The organism is Rhodococcus sp. NPDC058639, assembly GCF_042717545.1.
Classification (GTDB): domain Bacteria; phylum Actinomycetota; class Actinomycetes; order Mycobacteriales; family Mycobacteriaceae; genus Rhodococcus.
Genome location: NZ_JBHXRF010000009.1, coordinates 176,068 through 201,537, shown reverse-complemented (window position 1 = coordinate 201,537; position 25,470 = coordinate 176,068). Strand labels below are relative to the sequence as shown.

The following is a 25,470-nucleotide window of genomic DNA, read 5'->3' as shown; positions in this document are numbered from 1 at the left end:
ACCGGAGTTCGGACCGCCGACCAAGGACCCCTGGAAGGGTTTCCGGGGCGTGATGGCCGGGACCCTCGTTCTCGAAGCGATCGTCGTACTGCTGGTGCTTCCGGTGATCGCGACCCTCGGCGGCGGCCTGACCGCGCTGTCGGGCGGGTACGTCGTCGGGCTCGCGGTGCTCATGATCCTCGGGGCGGGAGTGCAGGGACGCTCGTGGGCGATTCCGTTCAACCTCACGCTGCAAGGTCTCGTCCTGCTCGGTTTCCTCCTCGATCCGGCGCTCGGCGCGGTCGGCGTGCTCTTCGGTGTGGTCTGGGCCTACCTGCTCTACCTGCGCAAGGACATCAAGGATCGCGAATCGAGGGGTCTGCTGCCGGGCCAGCGAGGCTGACCTCTACGCTTGTCGCGTGACTGAGCGCACCCTGGTACTGATCAAGCCCGACGGCGTTGCCCGCCGTCACGTCGGAGAAATCCTGTCGCGAATCGAGCGCAAGGGACTGGACATCGTGGCTCTCGAGCTGCGTGTCGCCCCTGTCGAGGTCGCGGCGGCCCACTATGCGGAGCACGAGGGCAAGCCCTTCTACGACTCGCTGATCGAGTTCATCACCGGCGGACCTCTCGTGGCCGCGGTACTCGAGGGCCCGCGTGCAATCGCGGCGTTCCGTCAGCTCGCCGGCGGAACCGATCCGGTGGAGAAGGCTGTTCCGGGCTCGATCCGGGGAGATCTCGGTCTCGATCCGGGCGAGAACCTCGTCCACGGATCCGACTCCGTCGAGTCGGCCGAACGCGAGATCGCACTGTGGTTCCCGGCCCTCGCCGGTAACTAGCCCACCGACGGGTGGCGGGCCGTCCCGCTGCCGCCCCGGTGTCGTGCGGAAACCGTCCGCGACGACACGAATCAACGTTCCCGATATCGACCGACGGCGCCCCGCGGGGCGCCGTTGGCGTATCCGCGCACCCCTGTGTGGGATACTGGGGAAGGTTGCACCGTGCGAAACCCGTCCGGGGCGACCGAACGACATCACGGATCGATGCCCGACATCGCTGTGGCCGAGGACGAAGGAACCACCTCGCTCCGCGACATGCTGGATGTTCCGGCGCTCGAACCGCGATCAAGCCAGGCATCGCTCGGCCGTGCAGTGATAACGGGCACCGGACGACCGTGCGATGCGAGACCGGATGATCTCGCGCCCCCAGGCGCGGGCATACAAGCAGCGCCCTCGCGTGGCCGCTCACATCGCACGAGTCGGTGATGGACGCGCCCGGGGGCTTAGGAGACTTACGTGGCCGATCAAGAGCCGCCGGAGAACAATTCCATCGAATCCGCGGACGTCGTCGCCGACGGCACCGAGGCACCGAACCTGCCCGCGAAAATTCGCGTGCACGCGCTCGCCAAGATGCTGGGACTCACCAGCAAGCAGGTGATCGCGAAAGCCACCGAGCTCGGGACCGCCCTCAGCAGCGCGCACGCCACGCTGCACCGCGACGTCGCCCGAGAGGTGTACGCCGCACTGAGCGGCGCTTCCGAGCCTGCCGCTCCGGCCGCTCCTGAGGGACGCACCGAGGCTCACGCACCCGAGGCTCCGGCCGCCGAGCCGCCGGACGACACAACCCTCGCTCACACCGCAGAGCCGGTGCTCTCCCCGGAGCCGAAGGTCGCGGAGAAGGACGAGCCCGTCCAGGAGACGTCGATCGGTGGACCCACCGGTCTGTTCACGTCCCCGGAGCAGCACACCCCGTTGTTCGCGCCGCCGGAGCCGGTAGCCGACACGGTCGCCGCACCGCTGTTCCTGCAGCCGGTCGTACCCGCGCCTGCGGACGAGGACGCCGACGACGAACCGGTCCGTCCGCGCCGCCGCCGCGCCCGCCGAGGCGCAGCGGCGAAGGACATCGACGAGCAGACCGTCGAGAAAACCGCTGAGAAGACTTCCCGGAAGACGCCCGAGACCACATCCGACAAGGTCGCCGGAGCCGAGGCGCCGGCCGAGCAGGCCGACGAGGTCCCCGCGGGTGACACGGGCTCCGATGGCGGCCGGGCCCAGGGTCCGGACGACGACGACCAGGACGAGCATCCGCGTCGCCGCCGCCGTGGACGTCGGGGCCGTGGCCGCGGACGCGGTGACAGCGGCGAGAACGATCAGCACGACGACACCTCCTCCGAGCACGAGGACAAGAGCGGCAAGGACGACGACCGGACCGAGACCGGCCCCGCGGCCGACTCGGACGACGACCGGAACGGCAAGCCGGCCGCGGCCGACGAGGAGCCGTCGGACCAGAGCAAGTCGGACCAGAGCAAGTCGGACCACGCCGACTCGGACGACGACTCCGATGACGACGAGCACAGCGACGGCACGTCGCGTCGTCGTCGCCGCCGCCGGCGTCGCCGCGGATCGGCCGATTCCGACACCGACACGCCCAACGACGACGATGCAGTTCCCACCGTCGTGCACGAGCGGGAGCCGCGGCCCAAGGCGCGCGTCAAGGACGAGGTGCAGGGCATCAGCGGCTCGACGCGCCTCGAAGCCAAGCGGCAGCGTCGCCGGGACGGTCGGGAAGCCGGACGTCGCCGTCCCCCGATCCTCACCGAGTCGGAGTTCCTGGCACGCCGTGAGTCCGTGGACCGGGTCATGGTGGTGCGCGAGCGCACCTCCGGTGCCCATGCGGGAATGACGCAGGTCGCCGTGCTCGAAGACGGCATCCTCGTCGAGCACTTCGTCACGACCTCCGGGTCGGCGTCGATGGTCGGCAACATCTACCTCGGCCGCGTGCAGAACGTGCTGCCGTCCATGGAGGCGGCGTTCATCGACATCGGACGCGGCCGCAACGGCGTGCTCTATGCCGGTGAGGTCAACTGGGAGGCTGCCGGCCTGGGAGGAAACTCCCGCAAGATCGAGCAGGCGCTCAAGCCGGGCGACATGGTGGTGGTCCAGGTCAGCAAGGACCCCGTCGGCCACAAGGGCGCGCGTCTGACCACCCAGATCAGCCTGGCCGGCCGATTCCTCGTCTACGTCCCGGGTGGATCGTCGACCGGGATCAGCCGGAAGCTACCGGACACCGAGCGCAAGCGGCTCAAGGACATCCTCCGCGAGATCGTTCCGGCAGAAGCCGGGGTCATCATCCGCACCGCTGCGGAAGGCGTCAGCGAGGACGAACTGGCGCACGACGTGACCCGTCTGCAGTCGCAGTGGGACACGATCAGCGCCCAGGCCGACAAGGTGCAGGCCGAAGCCTCCGGGCAGCCGAAGGCCCTGTACGAGGAGCCCGACCTTCTTGTGAAGGTCGTCCGCGACCTGTTCAACGAGGACTTCTCGAAGCTGGTCATCGAGGGCGACAACGCCTGGAACACGGTCGAGTCCTACATCCGCACGGTCGCACCCGACCTGCTGCCGCGCGCGGAGCGGTACCGCTCCAACAACTCGGTGGACGTGTTCGGTGCCCACCGCATCGACGAACAGCTGGCGAAGGCGCTCGACCGCAAGGTGTGGTTGCCCTCGGGCGGCACGCTCGTGATCGACCGCACCGAAGCAATGACCGTCGTCGACGTCAACACGGGCAAGTTCACCGGCTCGGGCGGCAACCTCGAGGAAACCGTCACCCGCAACAACATCGAAGCGGCGGAAGAGGTCGTCCGCCAGATGCGGCTGCGCGACATCGGCGGCATGATCGTGGTCGACTTCATCGACATGGTCCTCGAGTCCAACCGCGACCTGGTGCTGCGCCGTCTCACCGAAGCCCTCGGACGGGACCGCACCCGACATCAGGTGTCGGAAGTCACCTCGCTGGGACTGGTGCAGATGACGCGCAAGCGTCTCGGTACCGGTTTGGTCGAGGCGTTCTCCACCACCTGTGAGCATTGCAACGGACGCGGCATCATCGTGCACTCGGAGCCGATCGAGTCCAAGCCGCACGAGGAATCGACGCGTTCGCAGAGCGGTGGTTCGCGGCGCAAGCGTGGGCGCGACAAGAGTGCTCCGGAACCCGTCGTCGAGGTTGTTGTGGAAGAGACCACGGCCCCGGCACCCTCGCAGGAGGAACTGGCCAGGCGCGCGGCTCATCCTGTGGCGCTCGCCATGGCCGCGCACCATCCGGAGCACAGCGATTCCGAGTCCGCCGACGCTCCTGTCGCCGACGCTCCTGTCGCCGACTCCGCGGACGCTCCTGTCGCCGAGTACGCGACGACCGGGGGAGCAGACGCTCCGGCGGCGAAGACACCGGCCGACCAGGATGCCGACCCGGTGAAGATCTCCGAGCCGTTGCGGGCAGCCGATCCCGGCCGGATCGCCGACGTCGCCCGGAGCGAATCCGGCACCGGAGAGGACGCGACCACGGTCACGACCCCTGCGGACGAGCCGGAGGAGATCGCTGAGGAGATCGCTGCCGCCGAGGCTGCGGTCGAGAAGGCGACCCCGAAGAGCGTTGAGGCGGAGAAGGTTTCCGCACCGGAATCGGACACGGAGCCCGCTCCCCGTCGTCGTCGTGCGCGCCGTGTGGCACGCGCGGCAGCACCTGCGGGGGACGCGGACGCCGCTGCGACGGTGATCGTCCTGCCGGCCCCGGCCGCCGACTCGACGCCGGTGACACCTCCGGCTGCCGCGCCGGTGTCCGCGCCCGAGGACGCGTCTCCGAGCGCCGACGAACCGGCCGTCAAGGTGGTCCGCAGGACACGTTCACGGCGGGCTGCGGGACGCCCTGCGGGTCCGCCCGTAGACGCGGAAGCATGACGGGACTCCCCGGACCGGCCGATGCCGGTCCGGGGAGCTCGGCCCGGTTTGACCCTGGCCGCCACTTTCCCGTAATCTTGTTCAGTCGCTACTCGGCGATACTGCCCAGCCGCGCCTGGATTCAGGATGGCGGCGGGACCGAGTAAGCACCATACAGACCAGTCGCGACCGCAAGACTGTGGCGCGAGCACGTTCGAAGAAGCAAGGGGTAGCCGTCCGATGGCAACGTACGCGATCGTCAAGACCGGCGGTAAGCAGTACAAGGTCGCTGAAGGCGACCTCGTCAAGGTCGAGAAGATCGAGGGTGAGCCCGGCGCTGCTGTCTCGCTTGCTCCGGTCCTCGTCGTCGACGGATCCGAGCTGACCACCGACGCCGACAAGCTGGCGAAGGTATCGGTCACCGCCGAGATCGTCGAGCAAACCAAGGGCCCGAAGATCCACATCCACAAGTTCAAGAACAAGACCGGGTACCACAAGCGCCAGGGCCACCGTCAGAAGCTGACGGTCGTCAAGGTCACCGGCATCAAGTAACTCGAGCTTCGAGCTTCAACCCCCAGGAGGGTTCGTCATGGCACACAAGAAGGGTGCATCAAGCTCCCGTAACGGTCGCGATTCGAACGCCCAGCGCCTCGGCGTCAAGCGTTTCGGCGGCCAGTCCGTCAGCGCCGGTGAGATCCTGGTGCGTCAGCGCGGCACCCACTTCCACCCCGGTGTGAACGTGGGACGCGGCGGCGACGACACGCTGTTCGCCCTCGAGGCGGGTGCTGTCGAGTTCGGCACCAAGCGTGGACGCAAGACGGTCAACATCGTCCCGGTCGCGGCAGACGCCTGATCTGCCGTCCGAACAGGACACTGCGAGGGTTTCCTCGCGACATACTCCCAATAGGGGCGGGCCAGGGTCGCACACACCCTGTCCCGCCCTTGTTGGTTTTCCACACAGCACGTTTCGCCAGTACTTATCGGGAAGCTTCGCCAGTTCTCGCACGGAAAGAGGTCCATCCATGTCCCGCTTCATCGACCGGGTTGTGCTGCACGTCAGCGCCGGTAAGGGTGGCAACGGTTGTGCCTCCGTCCATCGCGAGAAGTTCAAGCCCCTCGGCGGCCCGGACGGCGGCAACGGAGGAAACGGCGGTGATGTCGTCCTCGAGGTGAGCGGCAACGTCCACACGCTGCTCGACTTCCACTTCCACCAGCACGCGAAGGCCACCGCCGGCACGCAGGGTGCCGGCGGCAACCGCAGCGGTGCCAACGGCAACGATTTGGTGCTCGAGGTCCCGGACGGCACCGTCGTGCTCGATACCGACGGCAACGTCCTCGCCGACCTCGTCGGTGTCGGCAGCCGGTTCATCGCCGCGCAGGGCGGCCGGGGCGGCCTGGGTAACGCGTCCCTGGCCTCCAAGGCACGCAAGGCCCCCGGCTTCGCGCTGCTCGGCGAGGAGGGCGAAGAACGTGAACTCGTCCTGGAACTGAAGTCCGTCGCGGATGTCGGTCTGGTCGGGTTCCCGTCGGCAGGCAAGTCGTCGCTCGTGTCCGTGCTGTCCGCGGCCAAGCCCAAGATCGCCGACTACCCGTTCACCACGCTCGTTCCGAACCTCGGTGTGGTCCAGTCCGGCGACACCACCTTCACCGTCGCCGATGTGCCCGGACTGATCCCGGGCGCAAGCCAGGGCCGCGGTCTCGGCCTCGATTTCCTCCGGCACATCGAGCGCTGCGCGGTGCTCGCGCACGTCGTGGACTGCGCGACCATGGACCCGGGCCGCGATCCGATCTCCGACGTCGATGCTCTCGAAGCCGAACTCGCGGCGTACCAGCCCGCCCTGTCCGGCGACAACAGCCTCGGTGACCTCGCGGATCGGCCCCGCATCGTCGTCCTCAACAAGGCCGATGTTCCCGACGCCGCCGAACTCGCCGAGTTCGTCCTGCCCGAGTTCGAGAAGCGCGGCTGGCCGGTGTTCACCGTGTCCGCGGTGACCCACGAGGGTCTGCGGCCCCTCACGTTCGCGCTGGCGAAGATGGTCGAGGAATACCGCGAGGCGCATCCGCCCGCGGAGCCCACCCGTCCGGTGCTCCGCCCGATCGCGCGCAACGAGACCGGCTTCACCGTCGTTCCCGATCCTGAAGTTCCCGGTGGATTCATCGTCCGCGGCGAGCGCCCCGAGCGCTGGGTCCGCCAGACGGCATTCGACAACGACGAAGCCGTGGGCTATCTCGCCGACCGGCTGGCACGGCTCGGCGTCGAGGCCAAGCTGGTCAAGATGGGTGCGGAGCCCGGAGCCTCGGTCACCATCGGTGACGTCAGCTTCGACTGGGAACCGCAGACCGCGGCCGGCGTCGACGTCGTGCGCACCGGCCGAGGCACCGACGCCCGCCTGGACCAGGTCGATCGTGTCGGCGCCGAAGAACGCCGCCATGCCAAGAAGGTCCGTCGGGGTCTCGCTTCCGACGACGACGACTTCTGATCTTTTCGAGGAGAGTTGTGAGCGACACGCGAGAGGTCATCTCCGACGCACGCAGCGTGGTGGTCAAGATCGGCTCGTCGGCGATCACCAGTCTGGTGGGCGGCCTCGATCGTGGCAGGCTCGACCGGCTCGCCGACGCGATCGAGTCGCGGATGCGGTCGGGTTCGAGCGTGGTGGTGGTGTCGTCGGGTGCAGTCGGTGCCGGGCTCGCGCCGCTGGGACTCACCACGCGGCCCCGCGATCTGGCCACGAAGCAGGCGGCGGCCAGCGTCGGACAGCTCGCCCTCGCTCACGCGTGGGGCACGTCGTTCGCCCGGTACGACCGGACCGTCGGGCAGGTGCTTCTTACCGCGGACGACATCGCCCGCCGCACCCAGCACCGGAACGCCCAGCGCACCCTCGATCGCCTGCGCGCCCTCGGGGCCGTGCCGATCGTGAACGAGAACGACACCGTCGCGACCGCGGAACTGCGGTTCGGTGACAACGACCGGCTCGCGGCTCTCGTCGCGCATCTCGTCGGTGCGGACGCGCTCATCCTGTTGTCCGACGTCGACGGACTGTACGACGGTGATCCACGGAAGGGCGAGGCCCACTTCATTCCGGAGGTCACCAGTCCGGAAGACCTCGACGGTGTCGTCGCGGGGTCGGGCGGCGCACTCGGCACCGGGGGAATGGCCTCCAAGCTGTCCGCTGCGCGGCTCGCCGCGGACTCCGGTGTGCCGGTGCTGCTTGCCGCGGCGTCGGACGCCGCCCGCGCACTGACCACCGCGGATGTCGGGACGGCGTTCTCGGCGCGTCCCGATCGTCTGTCTGCTCGACTGTTCTGGGTGCGGCACGCCGCCGACACGCACGGAGCGCTGCATCTCGACGAGGGAGCGGTCCGTGCGGTCGTCGATCGCCGCAGGTCGTTGCTCCCCGCCGGAATCACCGGTACCAGTGGCAATTTCCACGCCGGCGATGTTGTCGCCCTCATTGCTCCGGACGGCCGCACCGTGGCCCGCGGCGTGGTCGCCTACGACGTTGCCGAACTCGATTTCATGATCGGTTTCTCCACCCGAAACCTGCCGGCCGATTTGCATCGTCCCGTGGTGCACGCGGACGATCTGGTGCGAATCTAGCTGTTACGCAGTCGGTGTCGGCTCGGTGACGCGGGATGTCAACGCCGCGAGCGATTCCGACGTTCCGGCCTCGATCTTGAGTGCGGCGAGAGAGTCGCCGCGTGTGGGTCCCCGGTTGATGATCACCACGGGAATGTCGCGTGCAACGGCGTGCCGCACGAACCGCAACCCGGACTGCACGGTCAGGGAACTGCCGGCGACGACGAGTGCGTCGGCCTCATCGATCACCTGGAAGGCGTCGTCAACTCGTGGCCGGGGCACGATCTCGCCGAAGTACACGATGTCCGGTTTCAGCATCCCGCCACATCGTTCGCAGTCGACCACGACGAAGCCGTCGGTGTCGGCGACGACCGCGTCCGCGTCGGGCGCCACCTCGAGTCCCGTGATCGCGCGGGCGCGTTCGGCAAAACCCGGGTTGGCGCCCGTGAGGCGTTCGTGGAGGGTGAATCGGGAGATGCGGTGCTGACAGGCCAGGCAGCGAACCTGGGCATAGGTGCCGTGCAGATCGATGACGCGGCGACTGCCCGCCTTGGTGTGCAGGAGATCGACATTCTGGGTGATCACGCCGGTGACGCACCCGGCGCGCTCGAGCGCAGCCAGAGCGCGGTGACCGTGGTTGGGGCGGGCCGCGTCCATATGCTTCCAGCCCACGTGGTTGCGTGCCCAGTAGCGGCGCCGGAACACCGGGTCTCCGACGAACTGCTGGATCGTCATCGGGTTACGCGGCGGAGAATCCGGCCCGCGGTAGTCCGGAATGCCCGAGTCGGTGGAGACGCCGGCGCCGGTGAGCACGGCGACCCGTCTGCCGTCCACCAGGGACCACAGCGAGTCGAGGGAAGGTCGAACGTCGATCACCCCTTCTACGGTAGGCCGTCGTTGCCGACCGGCGAGCGGGGGAGCAGTGCACGCACCGCGTCGATCGTGTCTGCCTCTGCCGGGGACTTGTCCGGGCGGTAACGCAGTACCCGCGCGAATCTGAGCGCCACCCCGCCCGGATAGCGCGTGCTGACCTGGGCCCCGTCGAGTTCGATCTCCACCACCAGTCGCGGTTCGAGATAGACGGTGTGCTCGTCCCGGTGCGACTCGTGCAGCGGGAATTCGGCTGTCTGCCACCGCAGCAACTCGTCGGTGAGACCCTTGAACGTCTTTCCCACCATGATCGGCGGGCCGCCGCCGGGATCGCGCGCGCCCAGATGCAGGTTCGACAGGTATCCGGTCCGGCGCCCATAACCCCATTCGGCGGCCAGCACCACCAGATCGAGTGTGTGCTCGGGTTTGACCTTCTGCCACGCGCGTCCGCGTCGACCCGCGTTGTAGGGCGACGTGAGGGACTTCACCATGACGCCTTCGTGCCCGTGATCGAGCGACGCCGCGAGGTGCGCCTGCGCACGCTCCGGGTCGGGCGCCGTCACCGCAGGTATCCGGTGTCCTGCGGCCACGCGGTCGAGGGCGGCGAGTCGTTCGGACAGGGGAGCGTCGAGAAGGTCGTCTCCGTCGAGGTGCAGGCAGTCGAAGAAGTACGGATGCAGCAGCAGTTCGCGTTCGCTGCGTGCGCCGAATCGGCTCATGGTCTCCTGGAAGGGGCGGGGGCGGCCGGAATCGGTCAGGGCGAGCGTCTCCCCATCGAGTACCACACTGGTGCACGGCAGGCCCGCGACGAGGTCGACCAGTTCCGGTACGGACCCGGTGATATCGCGCAACGTACGCGTGAAGACCCGTACCTCGTCTCCCGCACGATGCACCTGGATCCGTGCGCCGTCGAGTTTGTACTCCACACTCACCTCGCCACCGAGTTCGGTGAGCGCCGAGGTGAGGGACTCGGCCGGCGAGGCGAGCATGGGCCGTACCGGTCGGCCCACCTCGATCCGGAACGCGGCGAGGGCGTCGAGCCCGCCCTCGAAGGCGGCCGCCGCCGTACCGCTGAGCCGTCCGGAGAGCATGAAGGCGCGCCGCACCGCGTCGACGGGCAGTCCTGCTGCCGCGGCCACGGCATCGGTCATCACCCCTTCGAGCGCCCCCTGGCGTAGATCGCCGCCGAGTAGACGAACGAGGAAATGCTGTTCGCCGGCGGTTGCGCGTGAGAACAACTCGTCGAGCTGTGCTCGACGTGTCGCAGCCGAACCCGGGCCCGACATCGTCGCGAGAGAGTCGAGGGTCGCGGCCACCTCGGAGACCTCGAGCGTGGCCGTGGTGGCCGGCGACAGATCGAGGCCCGCGAGCGTGCGGAATCCGACTCCGATCCGTCCCTGGGCCAGCTCCCCGGACAGCCACGACACCACCGATTCGACTTCGGCCGGATCGGCGCGCACGAGCAATGCGCGCAACGCCTCGGTCTTCGCGCGCCGTGACCGGGTCCCCGCCACTGCGTTCGATGTCTCGACCACGCTCTCGAGCAGCACAGCTCGACGGTAACGCGCGGCAGGGATCACGGCACCGGAAAGTGCTGCGGCGTGGTGTCCGGCGCGCGAGGATGGGTGCACGCCGGCGGGCCGCACGCGGTGGCCCGTGGGTACACGAGGAGGGACCGCATGGGGAAGGACTCGTCGGAGGCCGTCGAACTCGAAGTGGACGGGCGTGCGGTTCGGCTGTCGCATCCTGAGCGCGTGTATTTCCCCGAAGTCGGTGTCACCAAGCTCGACATCGCGAACTATTACCTGGCCGTGGGCGACGGCGTCGTCCGCGCATTGCGGGAACGGCCGTGCATGCTGCATCGGTTCCCCTCCGGCATCGAGGGGGAGAAGGTGCATCAGAAGCGGCTTCCACATGGCGCGCCGGACTGGGTGGACACCGTCCGGGTCCACTTCCCGCGCTACAACCGCGATGCAGACGAGTTGTGCGTCACCCGCGTCGCCGACGTCGTGTGGGCCGTCCAGATGTCCACGGTCGAGTTCCATCCCTGGAACTCGCGCCGCGCCGATGTCGAACGTCCCGACGAGTGGCGTATCGACCTGGACCCGATGCCCGACTGCGGATTCGATCGCGTGGTGCGCGTGGCCGGGGTGGTACAGGAAGTCCTCGGCGAACTGGGCGCGGTCGGCTGGCCGAAGACGTCGGGTGGTCGGGGACTGCACGTCTACGTCCGGATCGAGCCCCGATGGGGGTTCGACGACGTACGCCGGGCCGCATGGGCATTCGCGCGCGAAGTAGAACGACGTGCGCCCCGGGACGTGACGACCACGTGGTGGCGTAAGGACCGCGACCAGTCGGCCGTGTTCGTCGATTACAACCAGAACGCGCGCGACCACACCCTCGCGAGCGCGTATTCGATTCGTGGTGTGGCCGACGCCCGTGTCTCGACGCCGGTCAGCTGGGACGAAGTGCCCGACGTCGACCCCCGGGAATTCACCGTCGCGACCGTCCCGGACCGGTTCGCGAAATACGGGGACCTGCACGCGGGGATCGACGACGCCGTCTTCTCGCTCGACGCTCTTCTCGAATGGGCCGACCGGGACGAGGCAGAGAACGGGAACATCGGTCGCGCCGGTTCGTGAACCCGCACCGGTCGGTGGCGCTCAGTACCCGGCGCTCGGGTCGATCACGGCGACGAGATCGAGCCCGGACGCGAACCGTGTGACGTTCTCCGTGACGTGCTCGAGGTAGGCGGGGATGCGTACCGCCGGGGGGTTGGAGTCGTGGGGCGTGATCATCGCGTTCGGCATCGACCAGAGGGGGTGACCGTCGGGGAGAGGTTCCGGGTCGGTGACATCCAGACCCACTCCCGCGATGGTGCCCTGTCGTAGCGCCTCCACCAGTGCATCGGTATCGATGAGGCGTCCCCGGGCGACGTTGATCACCCACGCAGTGGGTTTCATGGCGGCGAGTTCCGAGGCGCCGACGAGTTGTTCCGTCTCGGTGGTGGACGGTGCGGCGACGACGAAATGATCTGCGAGGTGCCAGATCTCGTCGATCCTCTCGACGGGGTAGGTTTCGACAGCGCCGGGTACGGGACGGCCGCTGCGGGTCACGGCCAGGGCGCGTGCGCCCAGTGCCGCGAGCATGGGGATCAGCGCCCGGCCGATGCCACCGGCACCGATGATGCCGATGGTGGACCCTCGCAACGTCCCGAGCGTGGGAAAGAAGGCCTCGGACTTCCAGGAGGTTGCCGCAAGGTGAGCCGGCAGTGCCCGCGCCCCGGCGAGCAGCAGCATGAGCGCGTGCTCGGCCACGGCGGCCGAATATGCACCCGCAGCCGAGGTCCAGGTCACCTGCGGATGGGCGCGGATGATCCCTTCCGAGAGCCACCGCTCGACCCCGGCGGCCGGTAGCTGAACCCAGCGCACCGACGGGGGGAGCGAGTCGGGGAACGAGTCGGGGTCTCCGGTCCAGACGAGCGCATCGGGAGCATCCTCGAGACCGCACACGATCCCACCGCCGCTGGTGACGGCCCGGACGAAACGCTCGTCCGGTGCCGGACCGACAGCAATGCGGGGCGAACGCTCGAAAGTCATGATCCGACTCTAAGCGTCCGCCCCGCAATTGGTCACGTGCTCGCGTCGCGCGCGGCGACCACCCCGGTGGGTATCAGGCAGGTTCCTCGACGAGCGGGTAGACACCGTTCTCGTCGTGGACCTCGCGACCCGTCACCGGGGGATTGAATACGCACATCATCCGCATCGTCGTGCGCGGCAGGACGCGGTGGCGTTCGTGGCCGTTGAGCAGGTACATCGAACCCGGACCCAGCTCGTACTCCACGTCGTTGTCCAGATCCTGGAGGGTGCCCTCGCCTTCCACCAGCCACACCGCCTCGATGTGGTTCGCGTAGTGGAATTCGTTGACGGTGCCCGCCTTGATGGTGGTCTCGTGGAACGAGAAACCGACCTTGTCGCCGGCGAGCACGATCCGCTTGCTGGTCCAGTTGCCGTCTTCGGACGTGACGTCGCGATCGGTACCGGTGATCTCTTCAGTCGTACGAACGATCATGGGTGTCGAAAATCCTTAAGGGTGAGGGTTTCTCGGGAAGGGGAGCGGACTGCGCTCAGGCCTGCACCTTGGCGGTGGCCTCGGCGAGGATGTTCAGTCCGAACTCCAGTTCGTCGTCACTGATGGTCAGCGGCGGAAGGAGCTTGACCACCTCGTCGGACGGTCCCGAGGTCTCGGCGAGAAGACCTTCCTCGAAGGCGAGCGCGCAGACCTTCTGTGCGTTCTCGTGCTTCTCGAACACCAGTCCCTGGACGAGACCGCGACCGCGCGTGGAGACGCCGTCGAACATGTCGGACAGGTTCATGAATGTCTGCCGGATGCGCTCGCCCTTGCGCAGCGTTTCGCGCTCGAGCTTGTCGTCGGCCCAGTAGTGCTCGAGGGCAGCGGTAGCGGTGACGAACGCCGGGTTGTTCCCGCGGAAGGTGCCGTTGTGCTCGCCGGGACCCCAGACGTCGAGTTCGCGCTTGAACAGTGTCAGTGCCAAAGGCAGGCCGTAGCCACCGATCGACTTCGACAACGTGACGATGTCGGGGGTGATCCCTGCGATCTCGAAGGAGAAGAACGGGCCGGTGCGGCCGCAGCCCATCTGCACGTCGTCGACGATCAGCAGGATGTCGCGTTCCTGGCACAGATCCGCTAGCGCGCGAAGCCATTCGGGCCGGGCGATATTGACGCCGCCTTCACCCTGAACGGTCTCGACGATGACCGCGGCGGGGCGGTTGAGTCCGCTGCCGGCGTCGTCGAGCACGCGGGAGAACCACTGGAAGTCCTCGGTGACTCCGTTGAAGTAGTTGTCGAACGGCATCGGGGTCGCGTGCACCAGCGGAACACCGGCACCCGCGCGCTTCATGGAGTTGCCCGTAACCGACAGCGCACCGAGCGTCATACCGTGGAAGGCGTTGGTGAAGTTGATGACCGACTCACGCCCGGTCACCTTGCGGGCCAGCTTGAGTGCGGCCTCGACCGAGTTCGTGCCGGTAGGACCGGGGAACTGGACCTTGTAGTCGAGCCCTCGGGGCTTGAGCACGAGCTGTTCGAACGTCTCGAGCAGTCGCCGCTTCGCGACGGTGTTCATGTCGAGGCCGTGGGTGATGCCGTCGCTCATGATGTAGTCCACGAGCGCGGACTTGAGGACCGGGTTGTTGTGGCCGTAATTGAGGGCGCCGGCGCCTGCGAAGAAGTCGAGATAATCCTTGCCGCTTTCACTGCGGAGCCAGGATCCGGACGCCTTTTCGAATACGGTGGGCCAGGTGCGGCTGTAGCTGCGCACTTCCGACTCGAGATGCGTGAAGATATCCGTATCGCCCGTCGTGCCGGGCTTGTGTTCCAGGATGGTCATGTGGTGGTCCTCCTGCGATATATAAGAAACTCGAAGTGATCGATACCCGAATCTCGGGTGATCACTCTCCGATCGTGTAAAGATCCTCAGCCAGATGAGAATCCGGAAAATCGTCGGGCGCGAACAAATCGCTCCGGGTGATATGGGTTCCGCGGCGGCGAGCCAATGCGGTGAACATCGCGATCGACGCGGCGTTGTCGGGACTCACCGTGGTCTCGAGGCGGGTGACGCCGAGGGGCGCGAGCCTGTCGAGCAGCGTGTCCAGCATGCGGCCTGCGACGCCACGACCGCGCTGATCGGCGTCGACAGCGACCTGCCACACGAACAACGTCTGTGGCGACTCGGGTCGCAGGTATCCGGTCACGAAACCGACGGCGCGGTCGTGCTCGTCGGTGGCGACCACGGAAGATTCGGCGAAATCACGGCACCACAACACATACGCGTAACCGGAATTGACATCGAGTACCTGGGAGTCGCGGGCGATCTGCCACAGCCTTTTTCCGTCGGCGATGCGCGGACTCCGGAAACTCAATTCAGCCGGCTCTACAGATGGGGTACTACTCTCCGTAACGGGCTTCATAAGTCCTCGTAACTTAACAAGATTTGATGTCGAATTCACCCGTTTCGCCTGGCTCGGGTGCTAAAGTCCGCGCTTCGTGCAGGTAGGGCATATGGTGTGATACCGGTCACGAACATGTAGCGTCTGGTCTCCTCGTAGCGATTACTTCGGGCTCGCGAGCGCGAACGGCAGCACCGCGTCGGCTCCCGCGGCGACGAGAGTCCTCGCCGCCATCGTGAGCGTCCAGCCGGTGTCGGTCACCGAATCGACGAGAAGGATCGGACCGCGCACTCCGCTGAGGTCGGGCGTCTCCCACGCATCGACGAGCGCGGCGATCCGGTATGCCGAATTCGCGGCCGTCGCGGAGGGATGCCCCGTTCGGCGCCGTAATACACCTAAATCCTGAAGTCGGCCCAGTTGTGACAGACGCGACGCGAGCGAGGCGGTGAGAACCGGATGGTCCGGGGACTCGACGGCCATCACCGCGGTGGGTCGTTGCGCCCAGTCCCACGACGCGAGCACCGCCACCGACGCCTGCACCACCGCGTCGGGAGCGGGACCGTCCGGTGCGTCGAGGAGCGCACGCAGGCGGGGACCCCAGCCCAGATCGGACAGTCTTCCCAGAACGCGCCCGGGCTCGGGGCCGTCGGTGATGCGCCCCGAGAGCTTCACGCCGAGCGTCGCCATGCCCGTCGGCCATTGCCGTCGCGGCGGGAGGTCGACGCCGGGGCGCTCGAGGCGAGCCTTCGTCCTGGCCACCTCTGCCTCGTCCACCGCGTCGGACCATCGCGACCCCGTGCAGTTGTCGCACCGTCCGCACCCCGGGGTGTCTGCGGCGAGTTCCGGATCGTCGAGCTGGCAGCGAAGGAACACCATGCGGCACTCGGCAGTGCGCTCGTATTCGATCATCGCGTTCTGCTCGGCGGTGCGTGCTTCTTCGAGGCGGGCATACCGCTCGGCGTCGTACACCCACGGTTGTCCCGTCGCGATCCAGCCACCCTTCACACGGCGGACCGCTCCGTCCACGTCGAGCACCTTGAGCACCATCTCGAGACGCGACCGGTTGAGATCGACACGCGGCTCCAATGCCTGGGTCGACAGCGGCCGCTCCGGGTCGAGCGCGTCGATGACCCGACGCACCAGCGGCTCTTCCGGGAAGGCCACGGACGCGAACCACTGCCAGATCTGCCGGTCCTCGGGGCCTGGGAGAAGCACGACCTCCGCGCGGTCCGTCGAGCGGCCGGCCCGGCCGACCTGCTGGTAATAGGAGATGGGCGAGGACGGCGCCCCGAGGTGGACGACGAAGCCCAGATCGGGTTTGTCGAACCCCATGCCCAGCGCCGACGTGGCCACCAGCGCCTTGACGCGGTTGGCCAGAAGGTCCGACTCGAGCTGCTCCCGCTCGGCCGGGTCGGTCTGACCGGTGTACGCGGCGACGGCGTAGCCGTGGTCCGACAGCAGTGCCGCGAGGTCGCGTGCGGCCGACACCGTCAGCGTGTAGACGATGCCCGAACCCGGAAGCTCGTCCAGATGCTGGGCAAGCCAGGCTGCGCGACGAGCGGGCTCGTCGATGCGGACCACCGACAGGTGCAGTGACGGCCGGTCCAGCCCGCCACGCAGGACGAGCGTTCCATCGGACGAGGACGCCGGTTCTCCGGGTGCACCGGACCGCGCGGGACCGCCGACCCCCAGTTGCGCGGCGACGTCGGCGACCACTCGATCGTTGGCGGTCGCGGTGGTGGCCAGTACCGGCACTCCGTCGCCGAGGTCGGCGACGAGTGTGCGGATGCGCCGGTAGTCGGGACGGAAATCGTGACCCCAGTCGGATACGCAATGCGCTTCGTCGACGACGACGAGACCCGCGTCGCGCGCGAGAGCGGGGAGCACCTGATCGCGGAAGTCGGGGTTGTTGAGCCGTTCCGGACTGACCAGCAGGACGTCGACGTCACCGGACCGGATCCGTTCGTGGATCTCGTCCCACTCGGTCATGTTGCCGGAGTTGATCGTCGCGGCCCGCACGCCTGCTCGTTCGGCGGCGGCGACCTGGTTGCGCATCAGTGCCAGCAGTGGGGACACGATCACCGTGGGGCCGTGTCCGTGCGCCCGCAGGAGTTTGGCGGAGATGAAATAGACGGCGGATTTTCCCCAGCCGGTGCGCTGGACCACGAGTGCCCGGCGGCGATGGACGACGAGCGCCTCGATCGCGGTCCACTGGTCGTCGCGCAAGCGTGCGTTCGGTCCGGCAAGCTCTCGGAGGAGGTGTTCGGCGTCGTCGCGCAGACCTTCGGTGGGGATGCTCATTGCCCCATCGTGCCCGACGGTACCGACTCGTACGGTGGCACTGCGGATCGGAGCAGCCCACCGTCGGCGGGTCCGGTACACGTTTTTTCGCGACGAGTGGCGCGTTCGTTCGGTGAGCGGTGCAGAGTGAGCGACGAACGCACCCAACGGTTGTCCTCCGGTCGATTGCGCTGCGCCACCGTCCGCGCGGCTCGCGACGCCTCGGAGCTGTGCTTCGGAAATCTGAAAACTACTGTCGCGCAGTATTTTACCCGTCGAGGTGGCGTAAAACGATACGACGTGGGGCACGGACCGCAACGTGATCGGGATCGCGCCCGTTCGGCGAGTGTGATCGGCGATCCTTTCGACCCCTCTATTCTCATCGCCATGCACGCATCCACCCTCTCCTCTGCGCCGTCGAAGGCGGAGACAGTCGCCGGAGTCGTCTCCGCGGGCCGCATCCGCAACGAATCCTTCAGGCGCAAGATCGTTTCCGCCGAGGAGGCGGTGCGGCACATTCGCTCCGGCGACACCGTCGCGATCAGTGGCTTCGCGAGCGCGGGTACCCCCAAGCGGGTCACCCCGGCACTTGCCGAGCACATCCGCCGCGCTCGGGCGGGCGGGGACGACTTCACGATCAATCTTCTCACCGGAGCCTCGGTGTCGACCGAGACCGAACGGTTGCTCGCCGAGGCGGACGGCATCGCTCTGCGCATGCCGTACCAGGCCGAGCCCACCGCGCGCGGACGCATCAACGACGGCCGCATGGATTACGTCGACATCCACCTGTCCCACGTGGCACAGCAGGTGTGGGAGGGCTACTACGGTCACGTCGACGTGGCGGTCGTCGAAGTCTCCGGCATCACCGAGTCCGGTGAACTGATCCCGGCCACCTCCGTCGGAAACAACAAGACGTGGCTCGATGTCGCCGAGAAGATCGTGCTCGAGGTCAATTCCTGGATCCCCGACGCCATGTCCGGTGTCCACGACATCTACTACGGCACCGCGCTCCCGCCGCACCGCACCCCGATCCACCTCACCGATGTCGAGGACCGGATCGGGCAGCAGACCTTCCGGGTCGACCCGGCGCGCGTGGTCGCGGTGGTCGAGACCGATGTGTCCGACAGCGCGAACCCGCTGACCGCGCCGGACGCGACCAGCCAGGCCATCGCCGGCCACGTGCTCGACTTCTTCGCGCACGAGGTGGCGGCCGGGCGCCTCCCCGCCGACACTCTGCTGCCACTGCAGTCCGGTGTCGGCAACGTCGCCAACGCGGTCCTTGCCGGACTCTCCAGCGGGCCGTACCGCGGGCTGACCTGCTACTCGGAAGTCATCCAGGACGGCATGCTGGAACTCATCGCGAACGGGACGGTGCGCTACGCGTCGTCCACCGCGCTCGCGCTCTCCGAGGCGGGCCTCGACGAGTTCGTGCGCAACATCGACTTCTACCGCAACCACATCGTGCTGCGCCCCCAGGAGATCAGCAACCACCCCGAGATCGTGCGCAGACTCGGCATCATCGCCATGAACGGGATGCTCGAGGCCGACATCTACGGCAACGTCAACTCCACCCACGTCATGGGTACGCGCATCATGAACGGCATCGGCGGCTCGGGTGACTTCACCCGCAACGGTTACCTCTCGATGTTCCTCAGCCCGTCGACCGCGCGTAACGGTGCGATCTCCTCGATCGTGCCGATGGTGCCGCACGTCGACCACACCGAACACGATGTCCAGGTGATCGTCACCGAACAGGGCCTCGCCGACGTGCGCGGCCTGTCGCCGCGCCGGCGGTCCCGGGTGGTCATCGAGCGTTGTGCCCATCCCGATTTCCGGGCAGAACTACACGACTACGTCGATCGGGCCGAGGCGTTGCCCGGGGCCGGTCAGACCCCGCATCTTCTCGACGAGGCGTTCTCGTTCCACAGCCGGTTCCAGCGCACCGGCACCATGCGCGCCGGCGCCGAGCAGTAACGGCACCGCCGCGCGGGTAGCCGGTGGCGGTTCAGGGCCCGCCGATCGGGGCGGGATCGATCTCCTGCTGGGGGAGCGTCTCGGCGATGGATGCCGAAATATCCTGCAGCGGTGTCGGTCCCGACCCGTTGGGTACCGTCAGTGCGATGTAGACGGGACGGTCGACGGCGAACCACGTGCTCGCGTCGATGCCCTGCTGCGCACCCGAGATCTCGAACCACTGGACCTGGTCGATGACCTGCAGCGCCGCGGCCTGATCGAATTCGGCGGGCCGCTCGAGTCCGCATCGCAACACGACCTCCCCGCCGTCTGCGGACTGCCACGCTGCGGCGCCGACCGGTGCGGGATCGGCGAGTTCGGCGCGCGTGTAGTCGCCGAGGTCCTCGGGCAGCGCGCCGAGCAATGAAGTGCAGGATTCCGACTCGGCGTCGGGGGCGGGCACGGGGCCCAGCCCGACCGGAGAGTTGACCGGGGTGCGCGCGACGAACACGGCGGCAACCACCACGCCCACCAGCAGTGCCACCGGCAGCGCGATCGCAGTCGCGATCAGCGCGGGATGGCGACGCGGTTCGGAGGGGGTCGTCGTCTGCTCGGACCCGGCGGTGTCGGCGGGTTCCTGCTCGTCAGGACCCTGGTCGCCGGGTTCCTGCTCGGAAGAATGTGTGTTGTTCATGGTGTCCAGCGTCGGAGGGATGATGTCGGCAACGGTAGCGTGGAACGAACGTAGCAGGGGGCGTACCGGCCCGTATCCGCTGCCGACCGAGAAAGAGGCGCCCATCACCGTGGCAGACCAGACCGGCCCCACCGTCTCCGACATCGGGGAGTTTCCCGCCATCGCCCGTGCGATCGCGGGGCGCAGGCAACCCCGTACCACCCTGGTAGGACCGGGCCACGACTCTGCGGTCGTCGCCGCGACCGACGGGAGAATCGCGGTATCCACCGACATGCTCGTGGAGGGCCGCCACTTTCGTTTCGACTGGTCGAGTCCGCACGACGTGGGACGCAAAGCCGTCGCGCAGAACGGTGCCGATGTCGCCGCGATCGGGGCCCGGCCGGTCGCGTTCGTCGTGGGACTCGGCTGCCCGCCGGAGACGCCCGCCGCCGTGCTCGACGAGATCTCCGCAGGTCTCGGTGAAGCAGCCGAAGCGCTCGGAGCAGGAGTCGTCGGCGGTGATCTCGTCCAGGCGCGCGAGGTGATCGTGTCGGTCACGGTCCTCGGTGACCTGGAGGGGCGCGCGCCGCTGCTGCGCTCGGGTGCCCGCCCCGGGGACGTCGTGGCTCTCGCCGGGAATGTGGGGCGGTCGGCAGCAGGTCTGGCCGTGCTCGTCGCCGGCCGCGACGGCTATCGGGATCTCGTCGACGCGCATCGGGTGCCCTCACCCCCGTACGACGCCGGCCCCGCCGCCGCCGATGCCGGTGCCCGCGCGGGCACCGACATCTCCGACGGTCTCGTCGCCGACCTCGGGCACATCGCCACCGCGTCGGAAGTTGCGATCGATGTGGATCGCGCGGCGATCGCGCCCGACGAGCGTCTCCTCGCTGCCGGGGCAGAGTTGGGCGCGGACCCGTGGGAATGGGTCCTCGCAGGCGGCGAGGATCACGCGCTCGCAGCGTGCTTCCCGCCCGACGTGGTGCTGCCCAGCGGCTGGCGGCGCATCGGAACAGTGCGGCAGGGGCGCGGGGTGACCGTCGACGGCAGGCCTCCGGCCGGTCCCGGAGGGTGGCACAGCTTTTCGCCCGGTACCTCGAGATAGGTTGGGCGACATGGCTCTCTATGCACTCGGTGATCGCGTTCCCGATATCCACCCCGATGCCTGGATTCATCCCGATGCAGTCGTGATCGGGAACGTGACACTCGGCCCCCGCGCGTCGGTATGGCCCACCGCTGTCCTGCGCGCGGATTACGGGACGATCACCATCGGTGAGGAAACCAACATCCAGGACGGAACGATCATCCACTGCACGGCAATCGAGGCCACCGTCATCGGCGCGCGATGCGTGGTGGGGCACAACGTGCACATCGAAGGCGCAACCATCGGTGACGGTGCGCTCATCGGATCCGGGTCGCTCGTGCTCAACGGCTCGGTGATCGGCGCGGGTGCCCAGGTCGCGGCCGGCGCACTGATCCCACCGCGATTCGAGTTGCCCGCCCGCCGGATGGCCATGGGCGTGCCCGCGAAGGTCCGCGACGGAGTCGAGATCCCGGAGGGCCACTTCGACGCGAACGCGAAGATGTATGCGGCCAACGCCGAGTACTACCGCACCGCGCTGCGTCGACTCGACTGACCGGAGGATCCGGTGCCACCGTCGTGTCAGGGGAACCCGTGTCCGGGATCCCGCAGTGCACGACCCGCGACAACAGCACGAATCAGGAGCAGGAGAACGTGACAGAGCAGGCCGCCCGAGTGAGCAAGCCGTTGTCCGAGATCATCGAGCCCGGCTGGGCGCAGGCGCTCGCTCCGGTCGCCGACGACATCGCCTCGATGGGACAGTTCCTGCGGGCGGAACTGGCAGCGGGGCGCTCCTACCTTCCGGCCGGCGCCGATGTCTTGCGGGCGTTCACCCAGCCCTTCGACGAGGTGCGCGTGCTCATCGTCGGACAGGATCCGTATCCGACTCCGGGACATGCTGTGGGGCTGAGCTTTTCGGTGGATCCGGCGGTCCGGCCCATTCCGCGCAGTCTGACCAATATCTATCGCGAGTACACCGAGGATCTCGGATTGCCGCTACCCCCGAACGGTGATCTCTCACCGTGGACCGAACGCGGCGTGCTGCTGCTCAATCGGGTTCTCACCGTGGCTCCGGGACAAGCCGCCTCACACCGGGGCAAGGGCTGGGAAAAAGTCACCGAGCAAGCGATCCGCGCACTGGTTGCTCGTCGGGCACCGCTCGTCGCCATCCTGTGGGGCCGCGACGCCGGGACTCTCGTCCCGATGCTCGGCGATGTGCCCACGGTGCAGTCGGCGCATCCGTCGCCGCTGTCGGCGTCGCGGGGATTCTTCGGATCGCGGCCGTTCAGCCGTGCCAACGCGCTGCTCGTCGAACAGGGCGCGGAGCCGGTGGACTGGCGACTGGCCTGACCACCGGCTCGGCACCGCACGGCCTCAGGAGCGAGCGCGCACAGCGGACCAGTCGGGGCGGCGCTTCTCGACGAACGAGTCCACGCCTTCGATGCCCGTGGGTGTGGTCGCGGCTGCCGAGATAGCAGCGGCTTCGGCGTCGAGGTGATCGGAGAGCGACCGGGAATCGGACTCGGCGACGAGTTTCCGGATGGACGCGTACGACTGGGTCGGACCGTGCGCGAGGGTCCGGGCGATACGAAGCGCCTCGCTCCCGATCTCGTCGTCGGCCACCAACCTGCTGAGCAGTCCGAGCCGGACACCTTCATCGGCGTTGATCACCGCGTCGGTCATGATGATCTCCCGCGCGCGTGCAGGACCGACGATCCGGGGCAAGGTCCACGACATGCCGCCGTCGGGGGAGAACCCGATCGACGGGTAGGCGGCACGCATCTTGGTTCCGGGCCCGGCGAGCGCGATGTCGGCATGCAGGACGATGCTCATCCCGGCGCCGGCAGCCCAGCCGTGCACAGCTGCGACGACCGGAACGCCGATCGCGTCGATCTCCCGGATGAAATCGTGGAACAGGTTCGCGATGTCGAACAGATGCGCGCCCCGGTCCTCGGCACCCGCGAAGCCACGGACGTTGCCGCCCGCGCAGAAATTGCTGCCCTCACCGACGAGCAGGACTGCACCGATCTCGGGACCGGCGGCCCGGAGAGCCGCGGTGCCCTGTTCCATCCCCGCGGGGGACAGGGAAGTGCCGTGCTCGGCGGTGGCCACGGCGATCCGCAGCACGCCGTCCTCGATCTGCACGAGGGACTGATTGTTTTCGCTCATTCCGGCACACTATCCGGCACCCGACGCGAACGACGAAGGCCCCCTGCGCTTTCGCGCCGGGGGCCTTCGTCTGCAGCTCGACCTAGGTCAGCGCGTAACCTTGCCGGCCTTCAGGCAGGAGGTGCACACGTTGATCTTGCGGGTGTTGCCCGGGGCAACCTGAGCGCGGACGCTCTGGATGTTCGGGTTCCAGCGACGATTGGTACGCCGGTGCGAGTGCGAGACCGACTTCCCGAAGCCGGGGCCCTTGGCGCATACGTCGCAGACGGCAGCCATGTCGCGAACTCCTTGTGTGTCTAGTGGATAATGCATCTTCTCTGGTCTTGCTTCGCGTCCTACAAACACGGGGAACAGGGTCACCCGTGCGAGGCAACCCAATCAGCTTAGCGAACTCTACGGCGGATGACCAAACCGGACGTATGCACGACCCCCGGTTACTCTTTCGGGCAGAGGATGAACAGCGACGTAGAGGGGTGTGAGCTGGTGCTCGAGGTCGGGGACACGGTCGGCGGGCGCGCGCTGCGGCGATGGGCCGAGATCGCGCTCGAAGCCCTCGAAGAGCGCCGCCACGAGATCAACACCCTCAACGTCTTCCCTGTTCCGGACGGCGATACCGGCACCAACCTCGTGCTGACTCTCCAATCCGCCGTCGAGAACATCGGTGGACCCGTCGACGGTGCGCTCACCGCCTCGGACGTGTCGGAGCGCTTGGCACGCGGCGCATTCCTGGGCGCCCGGGGAAACTCGGGAGTCATCGTCGCGCAGGCCCTGCGAGGAGTCGCCGACGCCGTGTCCGGGCACACCACCGTCGACGGCCGCGGACTCGCGGACGCACTGGCGCGGGCATCGACACTCGTGATCAAAGCGCTGAGCACGCCCGCCGAAGGCACCATCGTCAGCGTCCTCGACGCCGCGGCGGAAGGTGCGGAACGGGCGGCTCGTGACACCGGTGCCACGGTCTGCGACGTCACGGTCGCCGCCGCCGACGCTGCGGCGGACGCCCTGCAGCGCACCCCCGCCCAACTCGACGTTCTGGCCGAAGCAGGAGTCGTCGATGCCGGCGGCCTCGGACTGGTGATATTGCTCGACTGCCTGGTCGAAGTCACCACCGGGCAGCGGCCCCGCCGTCGTTTCCAGGTCACCGGACCACCTGTGCGGGTGGCCGCGAGTTCCGCGTCCGAACGGTCCGGTGCACCGCGGACCGAGACGCAGCAGGACTACGAAGTGATGTACGTCGTCGAGCGCGCCGACACCGAGGACATCGACGTCCTCCGGGTCCGGCTCGACGCACTCGGAGACTCGGTGGCGGTCGTCGGGGACGGCGCCGGGTCCTGGTCGGTCCATGTGCACTGCTGTGATCCCGGCGCTGCGGTGGAGGCCGGGCTCGCCGCCGGTTCCCTGATCCGCATCGACATCACGTGCTTCGCGCTGGACGCCGCGACAGGGCACGCGTGCTCGGCGCAGCCCGGTACTCCCGCCACGGTGGTGCCGCTCGAGACGGCGGGTACCGAGGCGCGGGCTGTGCTCGCTGTGGTGGCCGGCCACGGCACGAGGGAATTGTTCGAATCCGAAGGTGCCTCGGTGTTGCACGCGGACACGGACTTCGGTCCGCGGCTCCTCCTCGAGGCGATCCGCGCCCTGCCCAGCGGTGACGTGCTCGTGCTGCCGAACGGTTCACTGTCGGCGCAGGACGTCGTCGCCGTGGGTGTGCAGGCTCGGTCCGAGAACCGGAACGTGATGTTCCTGCCGAGTTCGTCGATGGTGCAGGGGCTGGCGGCGCTGGCCGTCCACGATCCCGGGCGCGCGACGGTCGACGACGCGTTCGCGATGTCCGAAGCCGCGGCCGCCGTCCGGTGGGGTTCGTTGCGAATAGCAGAGGAACGGGCTCTGACCTGGGTGGGAACGTGCGAGCCGGGCGACAGCCTCGGCTTGTCGGGACATGATGTCGTAGTCATCGAGCATGATCTGGTGGCAGCGGGAGTGTCTCTGCTCGACAAGATCCTCGCCGCGGGCGGAGAGCTCGTGACGATGCTGGTCGGCTCCGACGCTCCCGACGGGCTCGCCGAGCAGCTGACCGAGCACCTCGATCGCCGTCATCCCGCGCTGGAGGTTGTGGTGTACCGGGGCGGCCAGTGCAGCGACTTGCTGCAGCTCGGCGTCGAGTAGTCGGTGCGCCGCGAGGGCCACCACACGGAATGCGGAAGGGACGG

Annotated in this window: 23 protein-coding genes; 13 read left to right on the top strand and 10 right to left on the bottom strand. The window is 68.0% G+C overall.

Features of this window, described 5'->3' with window-relative positions:
• Positions 1-52: 52 nt before the first annotated feature.
• The 7 genes from ACFWU2_RS18940 (at position 53) to proB (ending at position 8,289) form a co-directional block, all read left to right on the top strand.
• Positions 53-382 (top strand): DUF4233 domain-containing protein, encoded by a 330-nt coding sequence (locus ACFWU2_RS18940; RefSeq protein WP_378609529.1) that lies wholly within the window; start codon positions 53-55, stop codon positions 380-382.
• 16 nt (positions 383-398) lie between these two features.
• Positions 399-818 carry a nucleoside-diphosphate kinase gene (gene ndk, locus ACFWU2_RS18935; protein ID WP_296550942.1) on the top strand — a complete coding sequence of 140 codons (420 nt, stop codon included), beginning with the start codon at positions 399-401 and terminating at the stop codon, positions 816-818.
• Between the two features lie 456 nt (positions 819-1,274).
• Complete coding sequence (locus ACFWU2_RS18930; RefSeq protein WP_378609374.1) at positions 1,275-4,712, top strand: translation initiation factor IF-2 N-terminal domain-containing protein; 3,438 nt, start codon at positions 1,275-1,277, stop codon at positions 4,710-4,712.
• A 219-nt stretch (positions 4,713-4,931) separates the two neighbouring features.
• The gene (gene rplU, locus ACFWU2_RS18925; RefSeq protein WP_072698676.1) at positions 4,932-5,243 is read left to right on the top strand and encodes a 50S ribosomal protein L21; all 312 of its coding nucleotides are present in this window, start codon (positions 4,932-4,934) and stop codon (positions 5,241-5,243) included.
• A 37-nt stretch (positions 5,244-5,280) separates the two neighbouring features.
• Positions 5,281-5,544: a 50S ribosomal protein L27 gene (rpmA, locus tag ACFWU2_RS18920; protein WP_169620503.1), complete on the top strand. Its 264-nt coding sequence runs from the start codon at positions 5,281-5,283 to the stop codon at positions 5,542-5,544.
• Between the two features lie 169 nt (positions 5,545-5,713).
• The gene (gene obgE / locus ACFWU2_RS18915) at positions 5,714-7,171 is read left to right on the top strand and encodes a GTPase ObgE (protein WP_378609371.1); all 1,458 of its coding nucleotides are present in this window, start codon (positions 5,714-5,716) and stop codon (positions 7,169-7,171) included.
• A gap of 17 nt (positions 7,172-7,188) precedes the next feature.
• Positions 7,189-8,289 (top strand): glutamate 5-kinase, encoded by a 1,101-nt coding sequence (gene proB, locus ACFWU2_RS18910; RefSeq protein ID WP_378609368.1) that lies wholly within the window; start codon positions 7,189-7,191, stop codon positions 8,287-8,289.
• 3 nt (positions 8,290-8,292) lie between these two features.
• Here the strand turns inward: proB and ACFWU2_RS18905 are convergent, their stop codons facing one another.
• Both ACFWU2_RS18905 and ACFWU2_RS18900 read right to left on the bottom strand, forming a co-directional pair.
• Complete coding sequence (locus tag ACFWU2_RS18905) at positions 8,293-9,144, bottom strand: NAD-dependent protein deacetylase (protein WP_378609366.1); 852 nt, start codon at positions 9,142-9,144, stop codon at positions 8,293-8,295.
• Between the two features lie 5 nt (positions 9,145-9,149).
• Positions 9,150-10,688 carry an ATP-dependent DNA ligase gene (locus ACFWU2_RS18900; protein ID WP_378609363.1) on the bottom strand — a complete coding sequence of 513 codons (1,539 nt, stop codon included), beginning with the start codon at positions 10,686-10,688 and terminating at the stop codon, positions 9,150-9,152.
• A 129-nt stretch (positions 10,689-10,817) separates the two neighbouring features.
• On the opposite strand from ACFWU2_RS18900, the gene ligD reads away from it, so the two are divergent.
• Complete coding sequence (ligD, locus tag ACFWU2_RS18895; RefSeq protein ID WP_378609360.1) at positions 10,818-11,780, top strand: non-homologous end-joining DNA ligase; 963 nt, start codon at positions 10,818-10,820, stop codon at positions 11,778-11,780.
• A 21-nt stretch (positions 11,781-11,801) separates the two neighbouring features.
• Here the strand turns inward: ligD and ACFWU2_RS18890 are convergent, their stop codons facing one another.
• From ACFWU2_RS18890 to ACFWU2_RS18870, 5 genes are all read right to left on the bottom strand, one after another.
• Positions 11,802-12,737 carry a D-isomer specific 2-hydroxyacid dehydrogenase family protein gene (locus ACFWU2_RS18890; RefSeq protein ID WP_378609357.1) on the bottom strand — a complete coding sequence of 312 codons (936 nt, stop codon included), beginning with the start codon at positions 12,735-12,737 and terminating at the stop codon, positions 11,802-11,804.
• Between the two features lie 73 nt (positions 12,738-12,810).
• Entirely contained in the window at positions 12,811-13,209 is a 399-nt protein-coding gene (locus tag ACFWU2_RS18885) for an ectoine synthase (RefSeq protein WP_169620510.1), read from the bottom strand.
• Between the two features lie 55 nt (positions 13,210-13,264).
• A complete protein-coding gene (gene ectB / locus ACFWU2_RS18880; RefSeq protein WP_378609355.1) occupies positions 13,265-14,548 on the bottom strand; it encodes a diaminobutyrate--2-oxoglutarate transaminase in 1,284 nt (427 codons plus the stop codon).
• 61 nt (positions 14,549-14,609) lie between these two features.
• Positions 14,610-15,128, bottom strand: coding sequence for a diaminobutyrate acetyltransferase (gene ectA / locus ACFWU2_RS18875; RefSeq protein WP_169620512.1), 519 nt, complete (start codon positions 15,126-15,128; stop codon positions 14,610-14,612).
• A 141-nt stretch (positions 15,129-15,269) separates the two neighbouring features.
• Complete coding sequence (locus ACFWU2_RS18870; RefSeq protein ID WP_378609352.1) at positions 15,270-17,408, bottom strand: DEAD/DEAH box helicase; 2,139 nt, start codon at positions 17,406-17,408, stop codon at positions 15,270-15,272.
• 366 nt (positions 17,409-17,774) lie between these two features.
• Between ACFWU2_RS18870 and ACFWU2_RS18865 the strand changes: the two genes are divergently transcribed.
• Positions 17,775-19,361: an acetyl-CoA hydrolase/transferase family protein gene (locus ACFWU2_RS18865; RefSeq protein WP_378609349.1), complete on the top strand. Its 1,587-nt coding sequence runs from the start codon at positions 17,775-17,777 to the stop codon at positions 19,359-19,361.
• 31 nt (positions 19,362-19,392) lie between these two features.
• Here ACFWU2_RS18865 and ACFWU2_RS18860 read toward each other — a convergent pair whose 3' ends face one another.
• Positions 19,393-20,034 (bottom strand): DUF3515 domain-containing protein, encoded by a 642-nt coding sequence (locus ACFWU2_RS18860; protein WP_378609346.1) that lies wholly within the window; start codon positions 20,032-20,034, stop codon positions 19,393-19,395.
• Between the two features lie 22 nt (positions 20,035-20,056).
• Between ACFWU2_RS18860 and ACFWU2_RS18855 the strand changes: the two genes are divergently transcribed.
• The 3 genes from ACFWU2_RS18855 (at position 20,057) to ACFWU2_RS18845 (ending at position 22,441) form a co-directional block, all read left to right on the top strand.
• Entirely contained in the window at positions 20,057-21,115 is a 1,059-nt protein-coding gene (locus ACFWU2_RS18855; RefSeq protein ID WP_378609343.1) for a thiamine-phosphate kinase, read from the top strand.
• 10 nt (positions 21,116-21,125) lie between these two features.
• Entirely contained in the window at positions 21,126-21,647 is a 522-nt protein-coding gene (locus ACFWU2_RS18850; protein ID WP_378609340.1) for a gamma carbonic anhydrase family protein, read from the top strand.
• A 119-nt stretch (positions 21,648-21,766) separates the two neighbouring features.
• Positions 21,767-22,441, top strand: coding sequence for a uracil-DNA glycosylase (locus ACFWU2_RS18845; RefSeq protein ID WP_378609526.1), 675 nt, complete (start codon positions 21,767-21,769; stop codon positions 22,439-22,441).
• Between the two features lie 24 nt (positions 22,442-22,465).
• Here the strand turns inward: ACFWU2_RS18845 and ACFWU2_RS18840 are convergent, their stop codons facing one another.
• Both ACFWU2_RS18840 and rpmB read right to left on the bottom strand, forming a co-directional pair.
• On the bottom strand, positions 22,466-23,260 hold the full coding sequence (locus tag ACFWU2_RS18840; protein WP_378609337.1) for an enoyl-CoA hydratase/isomerase family protein: 795 nt from the start codon (positions 23,258-23,260) through the stop codon (positions 22,466-22,468).
• Between the two features lie 87 nt (positions 23,261-23,347).
• On the bottom strand, positions 23,348-23,536 hold the full coding sequence (rpmB, locus tag ACFWU2_RS18835; protein WP_072698660.1) for a 50S ribosomal protein L28: 189 nt from the start codon (positions 23,534-23,536) through the stop codon (positions 23,348-23,350).
• Between the two features lie 177 nt (positions 23,537-23,713).
• Here rpmB and ACFWU2_RS18830 point away from each other — a divergent pair, with 177 nt between their 5' ends.
• On the top strand, positions 23,714-25,426 hold the full coding sequence (locus ACFWU2_RS18830; RefSeq protein WP_378609334.1) for a DAK2 domain-containing protein: 1,713 nt from the start codon (positions 23,714-23,716) through the stop codon (positions 25,424-25,426).
• The last annotated feature ends 44 nt before the right edge of the window (positions 25,427-25,470 follow it).